This is a genomic window from Paraburkholderia sp. ZP32-5 (genome assembly GCF_021390495.1).
GTDB lineage: Bacteria > Pseudomonadota > Gammaproteobacteria > Burkholderiales > Burkholderiaceae > Paraburkholderia.
The window spans coordinates 1,488,137-1,506,299 of record NZ_JAJEJP010000001.1; the positions used below are offsets into that span (position 1 = coordinate 1,488,137).

At 62.5% G+C, this 18,163-nt stretch carries 15 protein-coding genes; 9 read left to right on the top strand and 6 right to left on the bottom strand.

Features of this window, described 5'->3' with window-relative positions:
* Window positions 1–383: 383 nt before the first annotated feature.
* The 3 genes from L0U82_RS06350 to L0U82_RS06360 form a co-directional block, all read right to left on the bottom strand.
* On the bottom strand, window positions 384–1,577 hold the full coding sequence (locus L0U82_RS06350; RefSeq protein ID WP_233829223.1) for a tyrosine-type recombinase/integrase: 1,194 nt from the start codon (window positions 1,575–1,577) through the stop codon (window positions 384–386).
* Between the two features lie 324 nt (window positions 1,578–1,901).
* A complete protein-coding gene (locus L0U82_RS06355; RefSeq protein ID WP_233829224.1) occupies window positions 1,902–2,243 on the bottom strand; it encodes an energy transducer TonB in 342 nt (113 codons plus the stop codon).
* An 87-nt stretch (window positions 2,244–2,330) separates the two neighbouring features.
* Entirely contained in the window at window positions 2,331–3,272 is a 942-nt protein-coding gene (locus L0U82_RS06360) for a methyltransferase domain-containing protein (RefSeq protein WP_233829225.1), read from the bottom strand.
* 197 nt (window positions 3,273–3,469) lie between these two features.
* Between L0U82_RS06360 and L0U82_RS06365 the strand changes: the two genes are divergently transcribed.
* The 4 genes from L0U82_RS06365 to L0U82_RS06380 all read left to right on the top strand — a co-directional run bounded on the left by L0U82_RS06365 (window position 3,470) and on the right by L0U82_RS06380 (window position 8,947).
* Entirely contained in the window at window positions 3,470–4,369 is a 900-nt protein-coding gene (locus tag L0U82_RS06365) for a class I SAM-dependent methyltransferase (RefSeq protein ID WP_233829226.1), read from the top strand.
* 73 nt (window positions 4,370–4,442) lie between these two features.
* On the top strand, window positions 4,443–5,636 hold the full coding sequence (locus tag L0U82_RS06370) for a phytanoyl-CoA dioxygenase family protein (RefSeq protein ID WP_233829228.1): 1,194 nt from the start codon (window positions 4,443–4,445) through the stop codon (window positions 5,634–5,636).
* 219 nt (window positions 5,637–5,855) lie between these two features.
* Entirely contained in the window at window positions 5,856–7,412 is a 1,557-nt protein-coding gene (locus L0U82_RS06375; RefSeq protein ID WP_233829230.1) for a methyl-accepting chemotaxis protein, read from the top strand.
* A gap of 272 nt (window positions 7,413–7,684) precedes the next feature.
* The gene (locus tag L0U82_RS06380) at window positions 7,685–8,947 is read left to right on the top strand and encodes an MFS transporter (protein ID WP_233829232.1); all 1,263 of its coding nucleotides are present in this window, start codon (window positions 7,685–7,687) and stop codon (window positions 8,945–8,947) included.
* Between the two features lie 300 nt (window positions 8,948–9,247).
* Here L0U82_RS06380 and L0U82_RS06385 read toward each other — a convergent pair whose 3' ends face one another.
* Together L0U82_RS06385 and L0U82_RS06390 are read right to left on the bottom strand one after the other, a co-directional pair.
* Complete coding sequence (locus L0U82_RS06385; RefSeq protein ID WP_233829234.1) at window positions 9,248–9,385, bottom strand: hypothetical protein; 138 nt, start codon at window positions 9,383–9,385, stop codon at window positions 9,248–9,250.
* 176 nt (window positions 9,386–9,561) lie between these two features.
* Complete coding sequence (locus tag L0U82_RS06390; RefSeq protein WP_233829236.1) at window positions 9,562–10,473, bottom strand: DMT family transporter; 912 nt, start codon at window positions 10,471–10,473, stop codon at window positions 9,562–9,564.
* 163 nt (window positions 10,474–10,636) lie between these two features.
* Here L0U82_RS06390 and L0U82_RS06395 point away from each other — a divergent pair, with 163 nt between their 5' ends.
* Together L0U82_RS06395 and L0U82_RS06400 are read left to right on the top strand one after the other, a co-directional pair.
* Complete coding sequence (locus L0U82_RS06395; protein ID WP_233829238.1) at window positions 10,637–11,647, top strand: LysR family transcriptional regulator; 1,011 nt, start codon at window positions 10,637–10,639, stop codon at window positions 11,645–11,647.
* A gap of 99 nt (window positions 11,648–11,746) precedes the next feature.
* Complete coding sequence (locus L0U82_RS06400) at window positions 11,747–12,871, top strand: asparaginase (protein WP_233829239.1); 1,125 nt, start codon at window positions 11,747–11,749, stop codon at window positions 12,869–12,871.
* A 97-nt stretch (window positions 12,872–12,968) separates the two neighbouring features.
* On the opposite strand, the gene L0U82_RS06405 is transcribed toward L0U82_RS06400, so the two are convergent.
* Entirely contained in the window at window positions 12,969–13,964 is a 996-nt protein-coding gene (locus L0U82_RS06405) for a chemotaxis protein (protein WP_233829240.1), read from the bottom strand.
* Between the two features lie 362 nt (window positions 13,965–14,326).
* On the opposite strand from L0U82_RS06405, the gene L0U82_RS06410 reads away from it, so the two are divergent.
* From L0U82_RS06410 to L0U82_RS06420, 3 genes are all read left to right on the top strand, one after another.
* A complete protein-coding gene (locus L0U82_RS06410; protein ID WP_233829241.1) occupies window positions 14,327–14,893 on the top strand; it encodes a DUF4142 domain-containing protein in 567 nt (188 codons plus the stop codon).
* 296 nt (window positions 14,894–15,189) lie between these two features.
* Window positions 15,190–16,944, top strand: a complete 1,755-nt coding sequence (locus L0U82_RS06415; RefSeq protein WP_233829242.1) for a tetratricopeptide repeat protein — start codon at window positions 15,190–15,192, stop codon at window positions 16,942–16,944.
* A gap of 168 nt (window positions 16,945–17,112) precedes the next feature.
* The gene (locus L0U82_RS06420; RefSeq protein WP_233829243.1) at window positions 17,113–18,138 is read left to right on the top strand and encodes an aldo/keto reductase; all 1,026 of its coding nucleotides are present in this window, start codon (window positions 17,113–17,115) and stop codon (window positions 18,136–18,138) included.
* Window positions 18,139–18,163 lie beyond the last annotated feature (25 nt).

An 18,163-nucleotide genomic window follows, 5' to 3' on the forward strand; every position in this document is an offset into this window, starting at 1 on the left:
CAATTTTCCGGGTGGCTTCGGCCTGTCGCGGAGGCAGATCCCAGCCTCTGAAAAGCGGTCGTTGCTCAACGAAAACGGAATGGCTTCTACGGATCGAGAGTGTGAGTTCACTGATGGGGAAAGCTGTCGCGCCTCCTTCTAGTCGCCAACGTTGGCCGTCGGCCGCATTGCTGACATAGAACCCAGTCCGCTTCGACGTCAGCTTTGGCCGACGACTCGCCGACCGATACACTGCACGAATAGCCGTTCCAGTTTGCAACCGGCCATAGCCATAGCCCACGGGTCGGGTCGAAAGGTGGTTGTGGATCGACTGCAGTCCTCGCCGCTCTCGGATCGTTAGAAGGATGAAATTCGATAGTCGCAGTAGCAAGGCAACGACTGGCTTAACGACCAGCAAGATAGTTAGCCCAATCAGCCATCATCGCCGCGCGTTTCGTAAACAGGTCACCGCGCGCGTAGGCGGCCTCTGCTTTATCCTTGAGCAGGTGTGCCAGCGCGGCTTCGGCAACTTCACGCGGATAGTGCGTCGTCTCGCCAACCCAATCGCGGAAGGTTGAGCGGAAACCATGAGCCGTCAGATCACTACGTTCCATGCGTTTCAACAACTGCAAAAGGGCCATATTTGATAGCGGGCTTTGTTCACGCTGCCCCGGGAACACGTACTCGTTCTGCCGGACTGACTTCATCGCCTTGACAATGCGAATCGCAGCCTTGGACAAAGGTACGCGATGCTCCTTTCCAGCTTTCATCCGCTCGGCCGGAATGGTCCAGATTGCCGCGCTTAGGTCAAACTCATCCCACCTTGCACCGATTATTTCGTTGGTACGAGTTGCAGTCAGAATCAGGAGTTCGAGCGCTTTGGCTCCCGTGTTGTCCAGTTTGCGAAGCTCAACCATGAACGCAGGTGCGTCGGAGTAGGGCAGGGCGGCATGATGCTCGACCTTCTGCACCTTCGACCGCTTCGGAAGCAGATGATCGAGGTGGCCTTTCCAGCGCGCCGGGTTTTCTCCGGAGCGGTAGCCGCGCACGGTTGCCCAATCGAGTACGGACTCGATCCGTCCACGAACGCGCGAGGCAGTCTCGGTCTTTTCCGTCCAGATCGGCTCCAGCGCCTTCATGACGAGCGCAGTATCGATCGCCGACACCACAAGCGACCCGAAGTGCGGTGACGCATAGGTATCAAGCGTATTCGTCCACTGATCCGCGTGTTTGGCATTCTTCCAACCACTGCGATGAGCTTCGATATATGCCTCCGCGCACTCGTCGAACGTTTTGCTTTTCGCCGCTGTGGCCTTGGATGACGCACGCTGCTGTTCCTTGGCGTCGAGCGGATCAACGCCTTCTAGCAACTGTTTGCGCGCCGCGAGGGCAAGCACGCGCGCGTCGGCAAGACTTACAGTGTGTAAGGGGCCTAGGCCCATACCCCGGGCCTTGCCATTTTTCATATAACGAAAAAGCCACGATTTGACACCGCCTTGGGTGATTTGCAGGTAGAGGCCGCCCCCATCACCGTGAAAGCCGGGCTTCGTGAGCTTGCCGATTTTCGTTGCGCTGAGTTTGTTAATTGCGTGTGCCATAGCGTCATTCTAACGATTTGACTTACAAATTGACTATCAAAATATCTCTGGATTCAGGCGATCCGGGGAGGACTGCTGTGGAATCGAGATTCTGTGAAACCCTTGCTGGGCAAGGGATTGATGGAATTGCGTGGAATCGTGCGGAACCGGGTTGGTATGACCGTCTCTCCGCCACCCAACAGATAAGGCTCCCAGATGTGGAGCCTTTTTGTTTTGGGTTATTAAAGTGGGGTTGGGTGATTGGCGGGAAGTGAATTCCGCTCGTTGGCGGCGCCTTCGCCGGGCGTGACGCCCGCACCAGCCTCATCAGACCAGTAACGCAACCTAATCCGTCAACGCAAAGCGAAACGGTTGCCTCAGTGAAAACGGTACGCGCTCGCCATTGCGGTAAAGCGGCTCGCAGGCCGAAGCTCGCATCGCGGCCAGCGCTGCGGTATCAAGACGTTCATAGCCGCTGCTTTTCGTAATTGTGATGTTTGTGATCTGTCCATCGCGATCGATCACTGCGCGCACCTCTGTGGTTCCCTCTTCTTTTTTGGCCCGAGAAACGGCGGGGTATCCAGGCGACGCGAATCTGCATTCGATCTTCGTATCGGGGTGTCGGGGCTGCGCGCAGCCGACTAGCGTAAGAAGCGCAGCCGTCATGACGGCAAAGGTAATGCGCATATGTCTCCAATCCCCGTGGAACCCTGGTAGCTAAATGCCGATATCACGCGCAGTGCGTATTTCCTCACCCGCAACCGCCCGTCAACTTCAAACCCGCTTCGCAATAACAGTCGTCGAACTCGCGATATCAAGATTCTTCTGCGCACTAAGCTGCGTCACGAACGATCGCTTCAGCAAAGCCGGCGGTCCTCCTTCCAGAATCTCACCGACAGTCAGCGTCTTGAATTCCCGCAGCGATTGCTCGTCGAGCCCTTCGGCCCAATCACGCATGATCCAGTAGATCGACCATATGGCCGTCGTCGATTCGGGCACGTACACACGTTCGACATCGATTGAAGACCCGAAGAGGTTGAGGATCCCCTCCGCGGTCATGTTGTAGTAGTGATGCGGATAGCCGTGAGTCGGCTGGGTGAGCGGCACGACCACAACCAGATCGCCGCCGGGTTTCAGCACGCGAAGAATTTCTTTCGCGGCAGTGAACGGATCTTTGACGTGCTCCAGCACATTCAGCGAAAGTACGCCATCAAATGACGCGTCCTTGAACGGCAGAACTTCTCCAACGCCGCGCACATCGGTAGACGGGTAATTGGTGATTTCAAAGTTGACGACGTTCTCGTATGTCGCGGGGCGACTTCCCGCTCCGCAATCCAGTATCAAACCAGAAGGGTGACGCTCGATTACTGCGAGAGCATCGCCGTCGTAATGATTGCTGCCCGTCAGGTCGGAATCGTAAATATCGAACTTTGAGCGCAGCTCAGGGGACAGGAAATCAAAGAACTTTCCATCGTCGCTATACGGCATGTCAGTGCGCAGCGTGGATTCGATCTGCTTTCTGCGCTGCTGCCTGCGATCAGCGGCCACATTGGCATCTTGCATGCGATGGCTTTCTGATGCACCGAAGATATCGAAGTGCGATCTTCCCGACCGTAATTGTCCCCGTGCGACCGCTTCGGCTACATCCGGATTTGCGGCGAGATAAGCCTGCTCGCAAAAATTCAAAGGCGTGACGCACTCAAGACTCTGGTCCATGGACTTCCTCGGGAACACTTCGAATGTGGGCGCGCAAATTATAGCAATCTGCATTTTGCGAGCGCGTCTGCCGTTGCACTTGGCTGTGACGTCATCGCGTTCCCGATGCCTTCATCGAGGTGCCGATGAACCTTCGTGACACGTTGTCCGGTCGTGCCATAATCGGCCAATCCTGAACGAGCGATCGAGGGGGCAAATTGAAAGGAACCGAACTGGATCTGTACGCGACATCGGAACCGAGTCACGCACTGGCTTTCAATCTTTTCGACGGCACGTGGATATCGGACGTGCCAGGTTACGGTCTAGGCAAGACCGCCCATTTCGAAGATGGGCGTTTGCAATGGTTCGAGTCGGTGTGCGGTGGATTTGCCGGCAAGAGCGCGCTGGAACTCGGCCCCATGGAAGGCGGCCACACCTACATGCTGGCCCAGGCCGGTGCATCACCGGTCCTCGCCATCGAGGCCAACTCGAAGTGCTTTCTGAAGTGCCTGCTCGTACAGAATGCATTGAAGTTCAATGCCGAATTCATGTACGGCGATTTCCGCGAATTGCTAAGAAAGCGTGAGCAGCGTTTCGATCTGATTCTCGCCAGCGGCGTGCTGTATCACATGTTCGATCCGGTAGCGCTGCTGGAAGATATGGCGTATGCATCCGACTCCCTGTGCATCTGGACGCACTACTTCGATGCGGACGTCGTGCGCGAAAATCGAAACATGGCAACGCATGTCGATCCGACGCCGACCAAGTCGGTATTTCGCGGACGCGAAATCGACATCCATCGCTACAGCTATCTGGACAGCATCACCAGCACGAAATTCATCGGAGGAACCGCGCCGCAAGCCAACTGGATGAGCCGCGCGAGTCTGCTGTCGGTCCTGGATGCGCTCGACATGACGGTGATCGTGGGCCGCGAAGATCGCGATCATCCGGCGGGTCCGGCGATTCTTCTTTACGCCGCTCACATCCCTGGCTTCAGCGAAACGGGATACCTGCAGCGCTATCCCGATGTAGCGGCGGCCGTCGAACAGAAGCAGTTCAGTTCTGGCGCGGAGCACTACATCCGCTTTGGCCGTACCGAAGGGCGCCTGATCAGTTAAGCGGCTTTGCGAAGTGGAGCAACGCGTCGGCGTCAGTTTGTTTCACCATCGAATCCGGAGCTTTTCAGCAAAAATGAATACTCCAGCAAACCCGCGTTTTTTCGACCGGCCCGTTACCGCCGAAGTACCGATCGACAGTCAAACGCAAGTCTTCAAGTTTGAAAAGTTTCCGGCGGCCGGGCCCGTTCCATGGCTCGACCGCCCGGACGCACTCGAACAGATCGACGCGCTGCTATCGCGCGGAGAAATCAGCGAGCAGGAAGCGGGCTGGTGCAAAAAATGGGTGCAAGACGGCTATCTGATCCTCGAAGGTTTTTTCGACGACGCGCAACTCGATGCGACGTGGAAAGCCTATGAAGACGCGATTGCCGACGGCACGTTGAGGCCGCCGCATGAACCGATTTTCGACGGCGATACGCTGCCGGGCCGCACGCTGAACCCGCATTTCAAGGTGCCGGCGATTCGCGAGATGCTGTTCGATGCGCGCATGAATCAGATCGTGAGTCTGCTGCTCGGCGTGAAGTCGGCGCCGTTCCAGACGATCGGCGGCCACAAGAGCAGCGAGCAGCTCGAGCACTCGGATTCGATTCATATGTCGACGTATCCGAACGGCTATCTGGTCGCGAACTGGATCGCGTTCGAGGATATCCATCCCGATTCCGGGCCGCTCGTTTATCACCCGGGCACGCACAAGCTGCCTTATCTGATGTCGACCGAACTCGGTATGCCATTCGGTTGCGGCTACTCCGCGTACCACGATATCTACGAGCCCGCGATCCAGCGCGTCATCGCCGAGAAATCGAACGGCCCGCATTATTTCTACCCGAAAAAGGGCGACGTGCTGCTGTGGCACGCGAACCTGCTGCACGGCGGCAGCAAGCTGCGCGATGCGCGGCATGCGAGCCGCAAGGCACTGGTGTGCCATTTCTTTGCCGACGGCTGCCTGTGCTATCACGATCTGACCGGCATGCCGTCGAGCCTGACGCCGATCGTCGAATTCGACGGCGACGCTTATCTCGACGCGAATCCCGACGTGGCGGCGAGCGGCGGCAATGCGTTGCAGCACTACATCTATTACGGCCGCTTCGAAGGCCGTCCATTGCGCAGCCAGGCGGCGCGACGCATCGCGCGGCTCGCCGAATTGCCGGACGGCTTCGATGCGAAGCTGTACCTTGAGGCGAATCCCGATGTGGCCGCCGCGGGCGTCGACGCGGTCGATCACTTCATCGAGTTCGGCCGCGCGGAGGGCCGGGCGCTGAAGCCTTGAGCGTCGCTCTTTCAAGCGGCTGTTGGGGCCGTGCTCGCGAGTACGCCCCCACGCATTGCTACAAGCACGCCTCCAATCACGACGCACTGATACAGTGCATCGTTTCATAAAAATTTCACTCAACCACTTCCAGCAACGGTCGTAAACAGGCGAGTTGCCCGCATGGCAATGCCGCTGCAGTTTTCTGCTCGCCGCGGCGTACTTTTTCGCAGGTCCGCAATGCGCAAACTCACCATCAAAGCCCGTCTGGTCATTCTGACCGTCGCTGTCGCGATTGTTTCTCTCGGCATCGGCGCGGCCGGTCTGATCGGCGTGTCGAAGTCGATCGATGCGCTGCAACGGATGTTCGAGGGGCGCGCCAAAGCGCTGCAGGCGATCTCCACGATCAACGAACTGGTCGTCGAAGCCAGCTTTGCCGTCAGTGACGCAATCCTCGATCCGTCGGCGCAGAAAACTCAAACGGTCGTCGCGGGCACGGCCGGTCGCATCGAGCAGGTCGACCGGCTGATGACGCAGTATGTCGACGGCAGCACGTCCGCCGACGAGCGCAAGCGCGCCGGCGAATTCGCCGCCAACTGGAGCGCGTTGCGCGACAAGGGCCTGCGTCCGGCCGTGCAGTTGCTTGGCGCGAACAATCTGTCCGAAGCGCAATGGGTCGAGACGCAGAGCATCGAGCCGGTATCGAAGGCGGTGCGCGCGCAAGGCGCGGAACTGCGCAAGATGGAACTGAGCGTCGCGCAGTCGGAATACGATGATGCGCGCCGCACCGGTCACGTGGTCGAGTGGCTGGTCATCGGCTTCATCGGTGGCGGCGTGCAGGTGGTCGCGTTTCTGTGCGTATCGATGGCGAGAAGCCTGTTTCGCGAACTCGGCGGCGAGCCGCATCTTGCGGCTCAGGTCGCCAACCGCGTCGCGGCGGGCGAGTTGTCCGTCGACGTGCCGGTCCGCGCGGGCGACACCGACAGCGTGCTGGCCGCGATGCGAACCATGCGCGACCGGCTCGCGTCGATCATCGGCGATATTCGCGATTCGACCGATACGATCGCGGAGGCGAGCGCCGGCATCGCGACCGGCAACGGTACGCTCGCGAGCCGAACCGAGGAGCACGCGGCCAGTATCCAGCAGACCTCGGCGAGCATGGAGCAACTGGCGTCGATGGTGAAGGCGAACGCCGCGCATGCCGCGCAGGCGCGCGATCTCGCGGGCATCGCGTCGACCCAGGCGGGCGATGGCGACCGCGCCGCGCGCGATGCCGCCGAGCGGATGAATGCGCTCGCGCAACGCTCGGAGCGTGTGCGCGAAATCACCTCGGTCATCGAAGGAATCTCGTTTCAGACCAATCTGCTCGCATTGAACGCCGCGGTCGAAGCGGCGCGCGCCGGCAATCAGGGGCGCGGCTTCGCGGTGGTCGCGCAGGAAGTCCGTGCGCTGGCGGAGCGCAGTGCGCGCGCCGCGAAAGAAATCGATGTGCTGATCAAGGAGATGACGGCCGAGGTCGATCTGAGCGGCGTCGCGGTGCAGGCCGCGGGCAGGACGATCGTCGATCTGCTCGGTTCGGTCAGGCGCGTCGCGGACCTCGTCGATTCGATCGCCGACGCGTCGCGTGAGCAGAGCACGGGGATCGACCAGGTGAACGCAGCGGTGACGGTGATGGATCGCGTGACGCAGCAGAATGCCGCTTTCGTGCAGGAAGGCGTGCAGGCCGCGGGCGCATTGAAAGTGCAGGCGGAGACGCTGCGCTCGGTGGTGCGATCGTTCCAGCTCGAGCCGGTTTGAAGCAACGGGGTAGCTGCGCGGTATTGCGGTGGCGGGGGCGCATCGCGAGGCCAGCGTGCTCGCGTATGTGCCTGTGTACTTGCCTGTATATGAGCGTGCGCCGTGGCGCCACAATGCGGTCTTGACTATCCGCGCAGACGCAAAAGAGAACGTCGGCAGCACGGCGCCCGCCAGCCCAATCCCCGCCCTCCAGCCAGCACATCCGCCGGTCTTGCTCTAAACTAGCGCCGCCCGATCAAGCCGCCGCACGCCCCGTCACGAGCAACTCACCGATGCCCCCAGCCCCTGCCGATCCCGCCGATTCCGTCGATTTCAGCCTGCCGAAACATCCGCCGTTCCAGCGTTTCTGGTGCACCCGCATCCTTTCATCGCTTTCATTCCAGATGCTCGCGGTCGCGATGGGCTGGCACGTCTACGCGCTCACGCATAGCGCATTCGCACTCGGTCTGGTCGGTCTCGCGCAGTTCCTGCCGATGTTTCTGCTGACGCTGGTCGTCGGCCATGTCGCCGATCGCTACGATCGCCGTCGCATCGCCGCGGTGTGTCAGGGTCTCGAAAGCGTGGCCGCGGCGCTGTTCGCGTTCGGCACGTTCGGCGGCTGGATCAGCGCGCCGGTCATCTTTGCGCTGGCCGCGTGTGTCGGCGCGGCGCGCGCGTTCGAATCGCCGGCGGTGTCGTCGCTGTTGCCGGCCGTCGTGCCGCGCGGCTATCTGCCGAAGGCCACGGCGTGGGCGACCTCCGCGAATCAGACCGCGCAGATCGCCGGGCCCGCGCTCGGCGGTCTGCTGTACGGGGTCGGGCCGGGCGCTGCGTATCTCGCGTGCACGCTGACGTTCGCGGCCGCGGCGTCGTCGGTATGGAGCATTCCGCTGCAGACGAAGCCGCCGCGCCGCACGCCCGTCACGCTCGAATCGGTGTTCTCCGGCATCGCGTTCATACGCAGCGAGCCGGTCATTCTCGGCGCGTTGTCGCTCGATCTGTTCGCGGTGCTGTTCGGCGGCGCGACCGCGCTGTTGCCGATCTTTGCGCGTGACGTACTGCACGCGGGGCCGATCGGTCTGGGTTTTCTGCGCTCGGGCACCGCGATCGGCGCGCTCGCCGGCACGATCTGGCTCGCGCATTTTCCGCTGCGCAACCGGCCGGGCGCCGCGATGTTCGGCGGCGTGATCGCGTTCGGCCTCGCGACGATCGTGTTCGGGCTATCGCATCAGTTCATCGTGTCGCTGCTCGCGTTGATGGTGCTTGGCGCGTCGGACACGATCAGCGTCGTCGTACGCTTGTCGCTGGTGCAGTTGCGCACGCCCGATGACATGCTCGGCCGCGTCAACGCGGTCAATTCGCTGTTTATCGGTACGTCGAATCAGCTTGGCGAATTCGAATCGGGTCTGACGGCGGGGTGGTGGGGCGCGCAGCCGGCCGTGCTGGTCGGCGGCGTCGCGACGATTGCGATCGCGTTGCTGTGGATGCGGTTGTTTCCGGCGTTGCGGCATACGCGCACGCTGGAGCGCGAAGAGGAATTGGCGGCGAGCGCGTGATCGTCGTATGGGGTGCGCGCCACGATTGAACGCCAGCGCGAGCATCACGAGCATGGAGTACGCGAGGATTCCGCTCCATACCCAGCTCATATTGATATCCACGACTGCCTTCCTACGCAAGCAGATCCTGGGACACAACCATCCCGCGCCTCGTAGACCATCCGCTGCAGGCAGTCGTAACACCACACTGCCTTTACGCCCGGCGAGTCGTTGCAACGTTCCTTCACATCGTCGCGAAGCTGGCCGCAGCATTCGCAAAGATCGAATACCTTGACTGTGACGGAGCGGTTGCGCCACGCATCAAGTTCCTTCGCGGTCATCACGTACTCCGTTCCCGATCAGGTCCGCGGCGACTTCACGCAGCAGATGCGCAGACAGAGCGCCGCCCACTTCGGCGAGGCGGCGCAATTCGAACACGTCTTTCGCGAGAACGCTCATGGCGAACTCCTGCGCGCCGAGGCGCACGTGACATCAAAAAGCCGCAGGCAAATATGCTGTCGTTAGGGCCGAGGGCCGGTAGCGACGATTCCTCGACCCTGCTGTCGAAGTCGTCGTGAAGATTGGGCCCATCATCGCCATAGTCAATCTCCGGTTAGAGCGGTACGCATGCCCGCTTACGTCTGTGCGGCGCTCGTACGCGATACGTTCCAACGCACCGTGGCCAGAATCGATGCCGCGACAATCAGCGTGCCACCGGCCCACGCGGTCGACGAAATTCTTTCCCCGAGCCACAAACAGGCGAACAGCGCGCCGAATGCCGGTTCGCTGCCCATCAGCAGAGACACGCGCGTCGGGCTGCTGCGCTTGATCGCGAAGTTCTGCGCAAAGAACCCGAACAGCGTGCATGCGAGCACCAGATAGGCGACGTAAGCCCAGAACGTTGCGTGTTCGTTGAACGTCGGCAGCGGTTGCCACTGCCGCGGCGCGAACAGCCATGCCACCGCCGCGCTGCCAGCCGCGGCGACGCCCGACTGGACCGCGGTCACCGTCAACGGCGGCAAGGCCGGATCGCGCATCACACGCTTGGTCACGCAGACCGTGAGCGCACGCAGCAGCGCGGCGAGCAGGATCAGCGCATCGCCGGGATTGAAGTTCAGCGCGCCGTCGCCGGCGAGCAGCCATGCACCGAACAGCGACAGCAACACCGCGACGCCTTCCACCCGGCTCGGCACACGCTTGAGCAGCAGCCACTCGACGAGCGGCGTCAGCACGACGCACAGGCTGATCAGAAACGCGGCGTTGGCCGCGCGCGTCATCTGGATGCCGAAGGTTTCGGCGAGAAAGATGCCGAGCAGTAGCACGCCGGCAATCAGCACTTCGCGCAGCGCGCGAGCGCTGGCGCCTCGCAAGTGACGCAACGCGGGCGCGAGGATGACAAACGTGATGCCGAAGCGCAGCGCGAGCAAACCGAGCACCGGATAAAAAGCGAGCGCGCTCTTCGCGACGCCGTAACTGGTGCCCCACACCGCGGCAACGGCGAGCAGCATCAGATCGGACAACATCAGCAGACGTTCCTGTTTCGTCATGGTGGGACCTGGGTGAGTCGCGCGAGTCGTATGCGCGGAGTGGATCGTATGGCTATTGTCGAGTTTTGCGCGTGAGAAGATAATTGGGTCGCCGTGCATAGCTTTTATGTCGCGAATGCACTAATAAAATCCGCCGATTTTTGTTTGCCGCGAGCCCGCCACGATGACCCCTTCAGAGCTTTTCGCGCTGCTGCCCGACATGGCCGTGTTCGCGCGTGTCGTCGATGCCGGCAATTTTTCGCTGGCTGCGCGCCAACTCGGCAGCACGCCGTCCACGGTGAGCCGGCAGATCAAACGGCTCGAAGACGCGCTCGCGACACGTCTGCTCGAACGCTCGACGCGCACGGTGCGTGTCACCGAATCGGGCGCACAGGTCGCGCGTTTTTGCCGCGACATGGTGAGCGCGGCGTCGGGCGCCGTCGATGCGGCCGGGCAACTGGCCGGCAAGCCGCAAGGCAAGGTCAGTGTGAGCGCGCCGACGCAATTCGCGCGCGAGGTGTTGCATCCGCTGATGGCGGGTTTTCTGCACGCGTACGATGAGGTCGATCTGCAGATTCTTTTCACCGATCACGACGTCGATCCGCTCGCCGAAGACGTCGATCTGGTGGTTCGCCTGACCGAGCATCCACCGCCGGGGCTCGCGGGGCGCCGGCTCGGCGCGGTGCGCTGGCTGCTGGCGGCGTCGCCGGCTTATCTGCGCGAGCGCGGTATGCCCGCGCAGCCGCGCGAGCTTCGCGAACACGCGTGCATCTACCTCGGCGAGGCCGCCGACGACAACCGTTGGCGTTTCCGGCGCGGCACCGAAACGCAGAGCGTCGAGGTCAAGGGGCGCTACGTCGCCAATCATGCGGGCGCGCGTCTCGAAGCGGCGCAGCAGGGCTTCGGCATTGCCTGCGTGCCCGAGTTCTCGGCGGCGCGCACGTTGCGCAACGGCGAGCTGATCGAGGTGCTGGCGGACTGGCAGCTCGACATGCGAGCCTACGTCGGTTCGGTATGGCTGCTGTATCCGCCGAATCGATTTTTGCAGCTGAAGGTCAGGGCGTTGATCGATTACCTCGCCTCGCATATACCGGATGTGCTCAACGCGGCGCAAGCGCGGTCTGTTGCGGGCGAGCGGGTGAGTGGAAAAGCAGGCGCACAGGCAACCACGAAAGCACGCGCAAGGCGCACGTAAAATTGCTCACCGGCAATAGACAATCCACAACGGAAACCCGCCGCGGCGGAGCAACGATCACACCGCTCGCGCGAACAGGAGAACAGGAGGAGAACACCCATGAACCAGCCCGAAACTCACCCGGCCGCGCCAGTCGCGGCGACGATCTACCGCGGCGAGTCAGTCGAGAACACGCATCTCGCGCATGTCGCTGTTGTCGATGCGGACGGCCGTCTGCTGTATTCGTTTGGCGACGCCGCGCGCATGACGCTCGCGCGTTCCGCAGCGAAGCCGGCGCAGGCACTCGCAGTGCTGGAGACCGGCGCTTTAGAGCGCTTCGGCTTTGACGAAGCCGATCTCGCGCTGATGTGCGCATCGCACAGCAGCGAGCCGCGCCATATCGAACGCACACGCAGCATGCTCGCGAAGGCACAGGCGAGCGAAACGGATCTGCGCTGCGGCGGTCATCCGCCGTTGTCCGACGCGGTGTACGTCGACTGGATCCGGCGCGGCTTTACGCCCGATAGCGTATGCAGCAACTGCTCCGGCAAGCACGCGGGCATGCTGGCCGGCGCGCGTTCGATCGGCGCAGCGCTGGTCGGCTATGAACTGCCGGAGCATCCGTTGCAGGTGCGCGTGAAGCAGACCGTCGCAAGTGCGTGCGATCTGCCGGACGATGGTGTGCAATGGGCAATCGACGGCTGCAATCTGCCGACCCCTGCATTTCCGCTCGACCGGCTTGCGCGCTTGTTCGCGAAGCTCGCCGCGGCACAGGATCAGGTTGCCGCAGTGCAGGACGCAGCGCAGCACGAGGCCACCGCGCAGCACGCGGCCACCGCCGTCTCGACGCGCACAGCCGCGCTCGCGCGGATCTATCGCGCGATGACGTCCTATCCGGAACTGGTGGGTGGCGAAGGCCGTTTCTGCACGCTGCTGATGCAGGCGTTCGGCGGCGCGCTGGTCGGCAAGGTCGGTGCGGACGGCAGCTATGCGATCGGTGTGCGGGCGTCGCAACAGACCGCGCGACTCGGTGCGAAGGGCGCGCTCGGCATCGCGGTGAAGATCGAGGACGGCAATCTCGCCGCGCTTTACGCGGTGACCGCCGAACTGCTCGCGTTGCTGGAACTCGGAACGGCCGAACAACGCGCGGCGCTCGAAGGTTTTCATGCGCCGAAGCGGCTCAATACGATGGGCGTCGAGATCGGCCGTATCGGGTTTTCGATCGGACTCACCGCGCATTGCTAAAGCGCGAACGCGTAGCGGTCGATGCGTTGGAGTCGACCGCTACGCTGTTCGAACCCGATCGTCCAGCGAGGCCGGACGTCAACGCGCTCCAAGCACTTCAAGCCGCCGCGCTATTCACCGGCATACCGTTCAACGCATTGCGGATCGCGTTGGCCAGTTCCGCCGCCGCGAACTTCGCGACATAGCCGTTCGCGCCGGCGTTCTTCACATGGGCCTCATTGGCCGCGCCAGTCAGCGACGAATGGATGATCACCGGAATATCGCGCATCCGGTCGTCGGCCTTGATCTGGCGGGTCAGCATGAAGCCGTCCATCTCCGGCATCTCGAGATCGGTCAGCACCAGTGCAATGCTGTCCTTCGCGCGCGCGCCGTTCTGCTGCGCTTCCCGCGCGACCTGCTGCAGCGTATTCCACGCTTCCTCGCCGGTCTTCGTCATGATGAAGTCGGCGCCGATCGCGGTGAGCGCCTGCTCGATCAGCTTGCGTGCGAAGCCGGAATCGTCGGCGGCGAGAATCTTCGCGCCGCGGCGGATGCCGAGCGCCTCGCCGCCCACCGACGCCGGATCGACGCTCGGATGCTGCGACGGAAACACGTCGCGCAACACCTGCTCGACGTCGATCACCTGTGCGAGCCGCGAGTCGCCGGTATTGCCGTCGATGCGCGCGATGCTCGTGACGAGCTTGCCGCCCGCCGAACCGTCGGCGGACAGCACCTGGTTCCATTCGAGCCGCACGATGTCGTCGACTTCCTCGACCGCGAACGCCTGGGTCGAACGCGCGAACTCGGTGACGAGCAGAATGTTCAGCCCGCGCGTCGGCTCGCAGCCCATCAGCCGCGGCAGGTCGATCACCGGAATGATCTGGCCGCGGATGTCGACCGCGCCCATCACGAACGGCGACGAACCGGCGATCGGCGTGACCGTCGGCATCGTCGAGATTTCGCGGACCTTGAACACGTTGATCCCATACAGTTCGTGCGCGTCGCTGCCGGGCACGCAGCCGAGGCGGTATAGCAGCAGTTCGAACTTGTTCGAACTCGTCAGGCTGGTGCGTTCGGCGTTGCGCTCGTGATTGGCACGGTGTTCGTCTGCCATCGGAATCGATCTCCAGGGTTGCGGTGCTGTCGGGGCATATCAGGCGCCATGCCGTGGTTTTATTTGCCCTGGCGCGTGGCTTGTCTACAGGTTATCGGCGTCGCCGGAAAAAAATTCAGCGCTTTGATGAAGGCGCGAGTGCGTTTGCGTGGCGACACGCAACGCCATTCATATGAGGGTTACCTCAGGTTACAGAAGCGACAGCACCGTTGCACCTGTATATAGAACGGACTCCTAGAATCGGCGGCGATGAAAGCGTGGCGCCACGCCGTGCCTGCAAGCACGTTGCAAGCTTGCCCTCGGTGCGTGTTTTGTTGCGGCGCACACGTTTGCGGCTTCGCTTCCACCCCAAAGGAGAACCTATGATCCGTCTGACTTCGATCCCATTCGCCAGCATCGCGACCGCCGCCTGCACGGCCAGTCTGCTGATGGTTGCCCCGCTGGCCCGTGCACAGACACCCGCCGCCGCTGAAACCGGGCGCTTGCATGCCGCCGATCAGACGTTCATCGCGAGCGGCACGCAAGCCGTCGCGACCCAGCGCGATGCCGCGCGTATCGCGAGCGCGCGTTCCTCGGATCGCGACGTGAAGGCGTTTGCCGAACGCGTGTCGAGCGACGACGCGAAGATCACCGCCGCGTTGCGCGCGGCCAGCCCGCGCGGCGTCGACGTGCCGAAAGACGATCCCGACATGAGCGTGCTCGCGAGCATCAACACGCTGCGTGGCGCCGAGTTCGACAACGCTTATATCGAGCAGGTCGCGCTCGCCGACGAGCAGAAAACGCTGTCGGTGTTTCAGGCGGAAATCGCGTCGGGCCGCGACGCGCAGTTGAAGGACGCGGCAACGAAGGCCTTGCCGACGATCCAGCAGCACTATGCGATGGCGCGGGATCTGGCCAAACGCAAGCATCTGGCGGGCCGCGCGCAGTAATAGCGTGGTCTGTGCCGCCGGTACGTGCAATGCGCGTCGCGCTGATTCGCCAGCGCGGCGCGTGATCCTGACGCGTGCTGGCGGCTTCGCAGTGCCGGTACTGACCGCCGAATGTGCCATATGGCTAGGCACTGCATGATTTTTCGCGCTGATCCACAGTAGTTCGAACGCGGGCTTTTCGGCGATAATCGGTCGCTTGTCCGGCCTCACCGCATGCGTACGATGTCTGCACGATGCACGCGGTGCAGACGCCGCGACGCCTCCATGATTTTCCGCGCAAGCCATTCATCGATCGCATGAGCAAGCCCGCCAGTCTGCCGCAACAGTTGGACTCCATGCTTCGGCAAGCCGCCGCGCTTCAGCGCAACGGCGCGCTCGTCGAAGCGGAAGAACTCTATCGCGAGATTCTCGAACTCAAGCCCAAACATGCCGATGCATTGCGCTGGCTCGGCGAACTGCTGCTGCAAACCGGCCGTCCGCAAGAGGGCGCCGAACAGTTGAAGAAGGCGCTCGCGGTCAATCCAAAACAGCCGGCCGTGCATTCGAATCTCGCCTACGCATTGAACGCGCTGGAGCGCCACGACGAAGCGCTCGTCAGTGCCGATCGCGCGCTCGCATTGCAGCCGAAATTCGCCGATGCGCTGAACAATCGCGGCAATGCACTGGCGGCACTGAACCGTCCGTTCGATGCGCTTGCAAGCTTCGATCGCGCACTCGCGCTGACGCCGGAACTCGCGGCCGGTTGGAGCAATCGCGCGTGCGTGCTGCGCGATCTGGGCCGTTATGACGACGCGCTCGACAGTTGCGATCACGCGCTCGCCTTGCAACCGAACTATCCCGATGCATGGAGCAATCGCGGCAATGCACTCGGCGATCTGAATCAGCCGCACGAAGCGGAGCGCAGCTATCGGCGCGCGCTGGAACTCGCGCCTGGCTTCGTCGATGCATGGAACAACCTCGGGCTCGCACAGGTCGATCTGAATCAGCGCGAGCAGGCGTTATCGAGCTACGAACGCGCGCTCGCGCTCGATCCGGCCGCCGTCGAAACGCACTGGAATCAGGCGCTATGTCTGCTGCAGATGGGGCGCTTCGAGACCGGCTGGCGCGAATACGAATGGCGCTGGGCGCGTCGCCGTATCAAGGCCGACCGACGCGAGTTCGCGCAGCCGTTGTGGCTCGGCGATTTCGCGCTCGACGGCAAGACGATCCTGTTGCACGCGGAGCAAGGTCTCGGCGATACGCTGCAGTTTTGCCGTTATGCGGCGCTGGTCCAGCAGCTCGGCGCGAAGGTCGTGCTCGAAGCGCCGGGTCCGCTGTTGCGGCTGCTGTCGACGCTCGCGGGCGTCGACCAGTTGATCGAAGCAGGGCAGCCGCTGCCGCCGTTCGATTGTCATTGCCCGTTGATGAGTCTGCCGCTGGCGTTCAGCACCGAGGAGGCGAGCATCCCCGCGGCGACGCCGTATCTTTGCGCCGATGCGGCGAGCGTGAACGAATGGCGCGAACGTATTGCCGCGGATATCGATGCGAAGGCAAACGTTGGTTCGAAACGGAAGCCCCTGAAAGTCGGTCTCGTATGGGCCGGCGAAAACCGCGCGCACGTCGCCGAGCTGCGTAAGATCGACGCACGCCGATCGCTCACGTTCGAACGGTTCGCGCCGTTGCTCGATGTACCGGACGTGTGTTTTTTCAGCGTGCAGAAGGGCATCGCCGCGCAACAGCTTGCCGGGCATGCGTGGCGTGACTGCGTCGTCGATCACACGGACCTGCTCGATGATTTCGCCGACACCGCCGCACTCGTCGCCAATCTCGATCTGGTGATTTCGGTCGATACGTCCACCGCGCATCTGGCCGGCGCGCTCGACAAGCCGGTCTGGATTCTGAACCGCTTCGACACCTGCTGGCGCTGGATGCTCGAACGCACCGATACGCCGTGGTATCCGCGCGCGCGTTTGTTCCGGCAGCCGACGCTCGGCGATTGGGACAGCGTGATTGCCGCAGTGCGCGAAGCACTGACCGGCTTGAGCGCGTCGCATGCCGGCCGCGCCGCGTAGAAGTTTTCCGCTTTCGCGCTTTCATTCACCACGCATCAACCACGCCGATCGTACCCACGGCCAACTAAAAAGCGTGGCTGAAAAACGCACCCAGTTTGGCGACGCATTTACGCGGACACGCGTAGACTGAACGTCCGTTTATCAACGGCTACGCCACGGAGATCCTTCATGGAATACAGACATCTGGGTGCATCAGGTTTCAAGGTGCCGGTGCTCAGCTTCGGCACGGGCACGTTCGGCGGTAAGGGCGAATTTTTTCAGGCGTGGGGCGAGACCGACGTCGCCGAAGCGCGGCGTCTGATCGATATCTGCCTCGACGCGGGCGTGACGATGTTCGATAGCGCCGACATCTATTCGAACGGCGCGTCCGAGTCGGTGCTCGGCGAGGCGCTGAAGGGCAAGCGCGACAAGGCGATCATCTCGACCAAGGCAACCTTCCGGTTCGACGACGGCCCGAACAGCGTCGGCTCGTCGCGTTTCCATCTGATCCAGGCGGTCGATACAGCGCTCAAGCGCCTGCAAACCGACTACATCGATCTGTTCCAGCTGCACGGTTTCGACGCGAAAACGCCGATCGCCGAAGTGCTGTCCACGCTCGACGACCTCGTGCGCGCGGGCAAGATCCGCTACACCGGCGTGTCGAATTTCTCCGGCTGGCATCTGATGAAATCGCAGGACATCGCGGATCGCTACGGCTATCCGCGTTACGTCGCGAATCAGACTTACTACTCGCTGGTGGGCCGCGATTACGAGTGGGAGCTGATGCCGCTCGGCGTCGACCAGGGCGTCGGCGCGGTGGTGTGGAGCCCGCTCGGTTGGGGCCGCCTGACCGGCAAGCTCAAGCGCGGCCAGCCGCTGCCGGAAACGAGCCGGCTGCACAAGACCGGCGACATGGGGCCGCAGATGTCGGACGAGTACCTGTTCCGCGTGCTCGATGCGATCGACGAGATCGCCGCCGAAACCGGCAAGACCGTGCCGCAGATCGCACTGAACTGGCTGCTGCAACGCCCGACGGTATCGACCGTGCTGATCGGCGCGCGCAACGAGGAGCAGTTGCGGCAGAACCTCGGCGCGGTCGGCTGGAACCTGACACCCGAGCAGGTCGCGCGACTGGACGAGGCCAGCGCGGTGCAGCGCGCGTATCCGTACTGGCATCAGGAAGGATTCGCGGAGCGGAATCCGAAGGCGGTTTGAGCGAGCCTTGATACGGAACGCGATG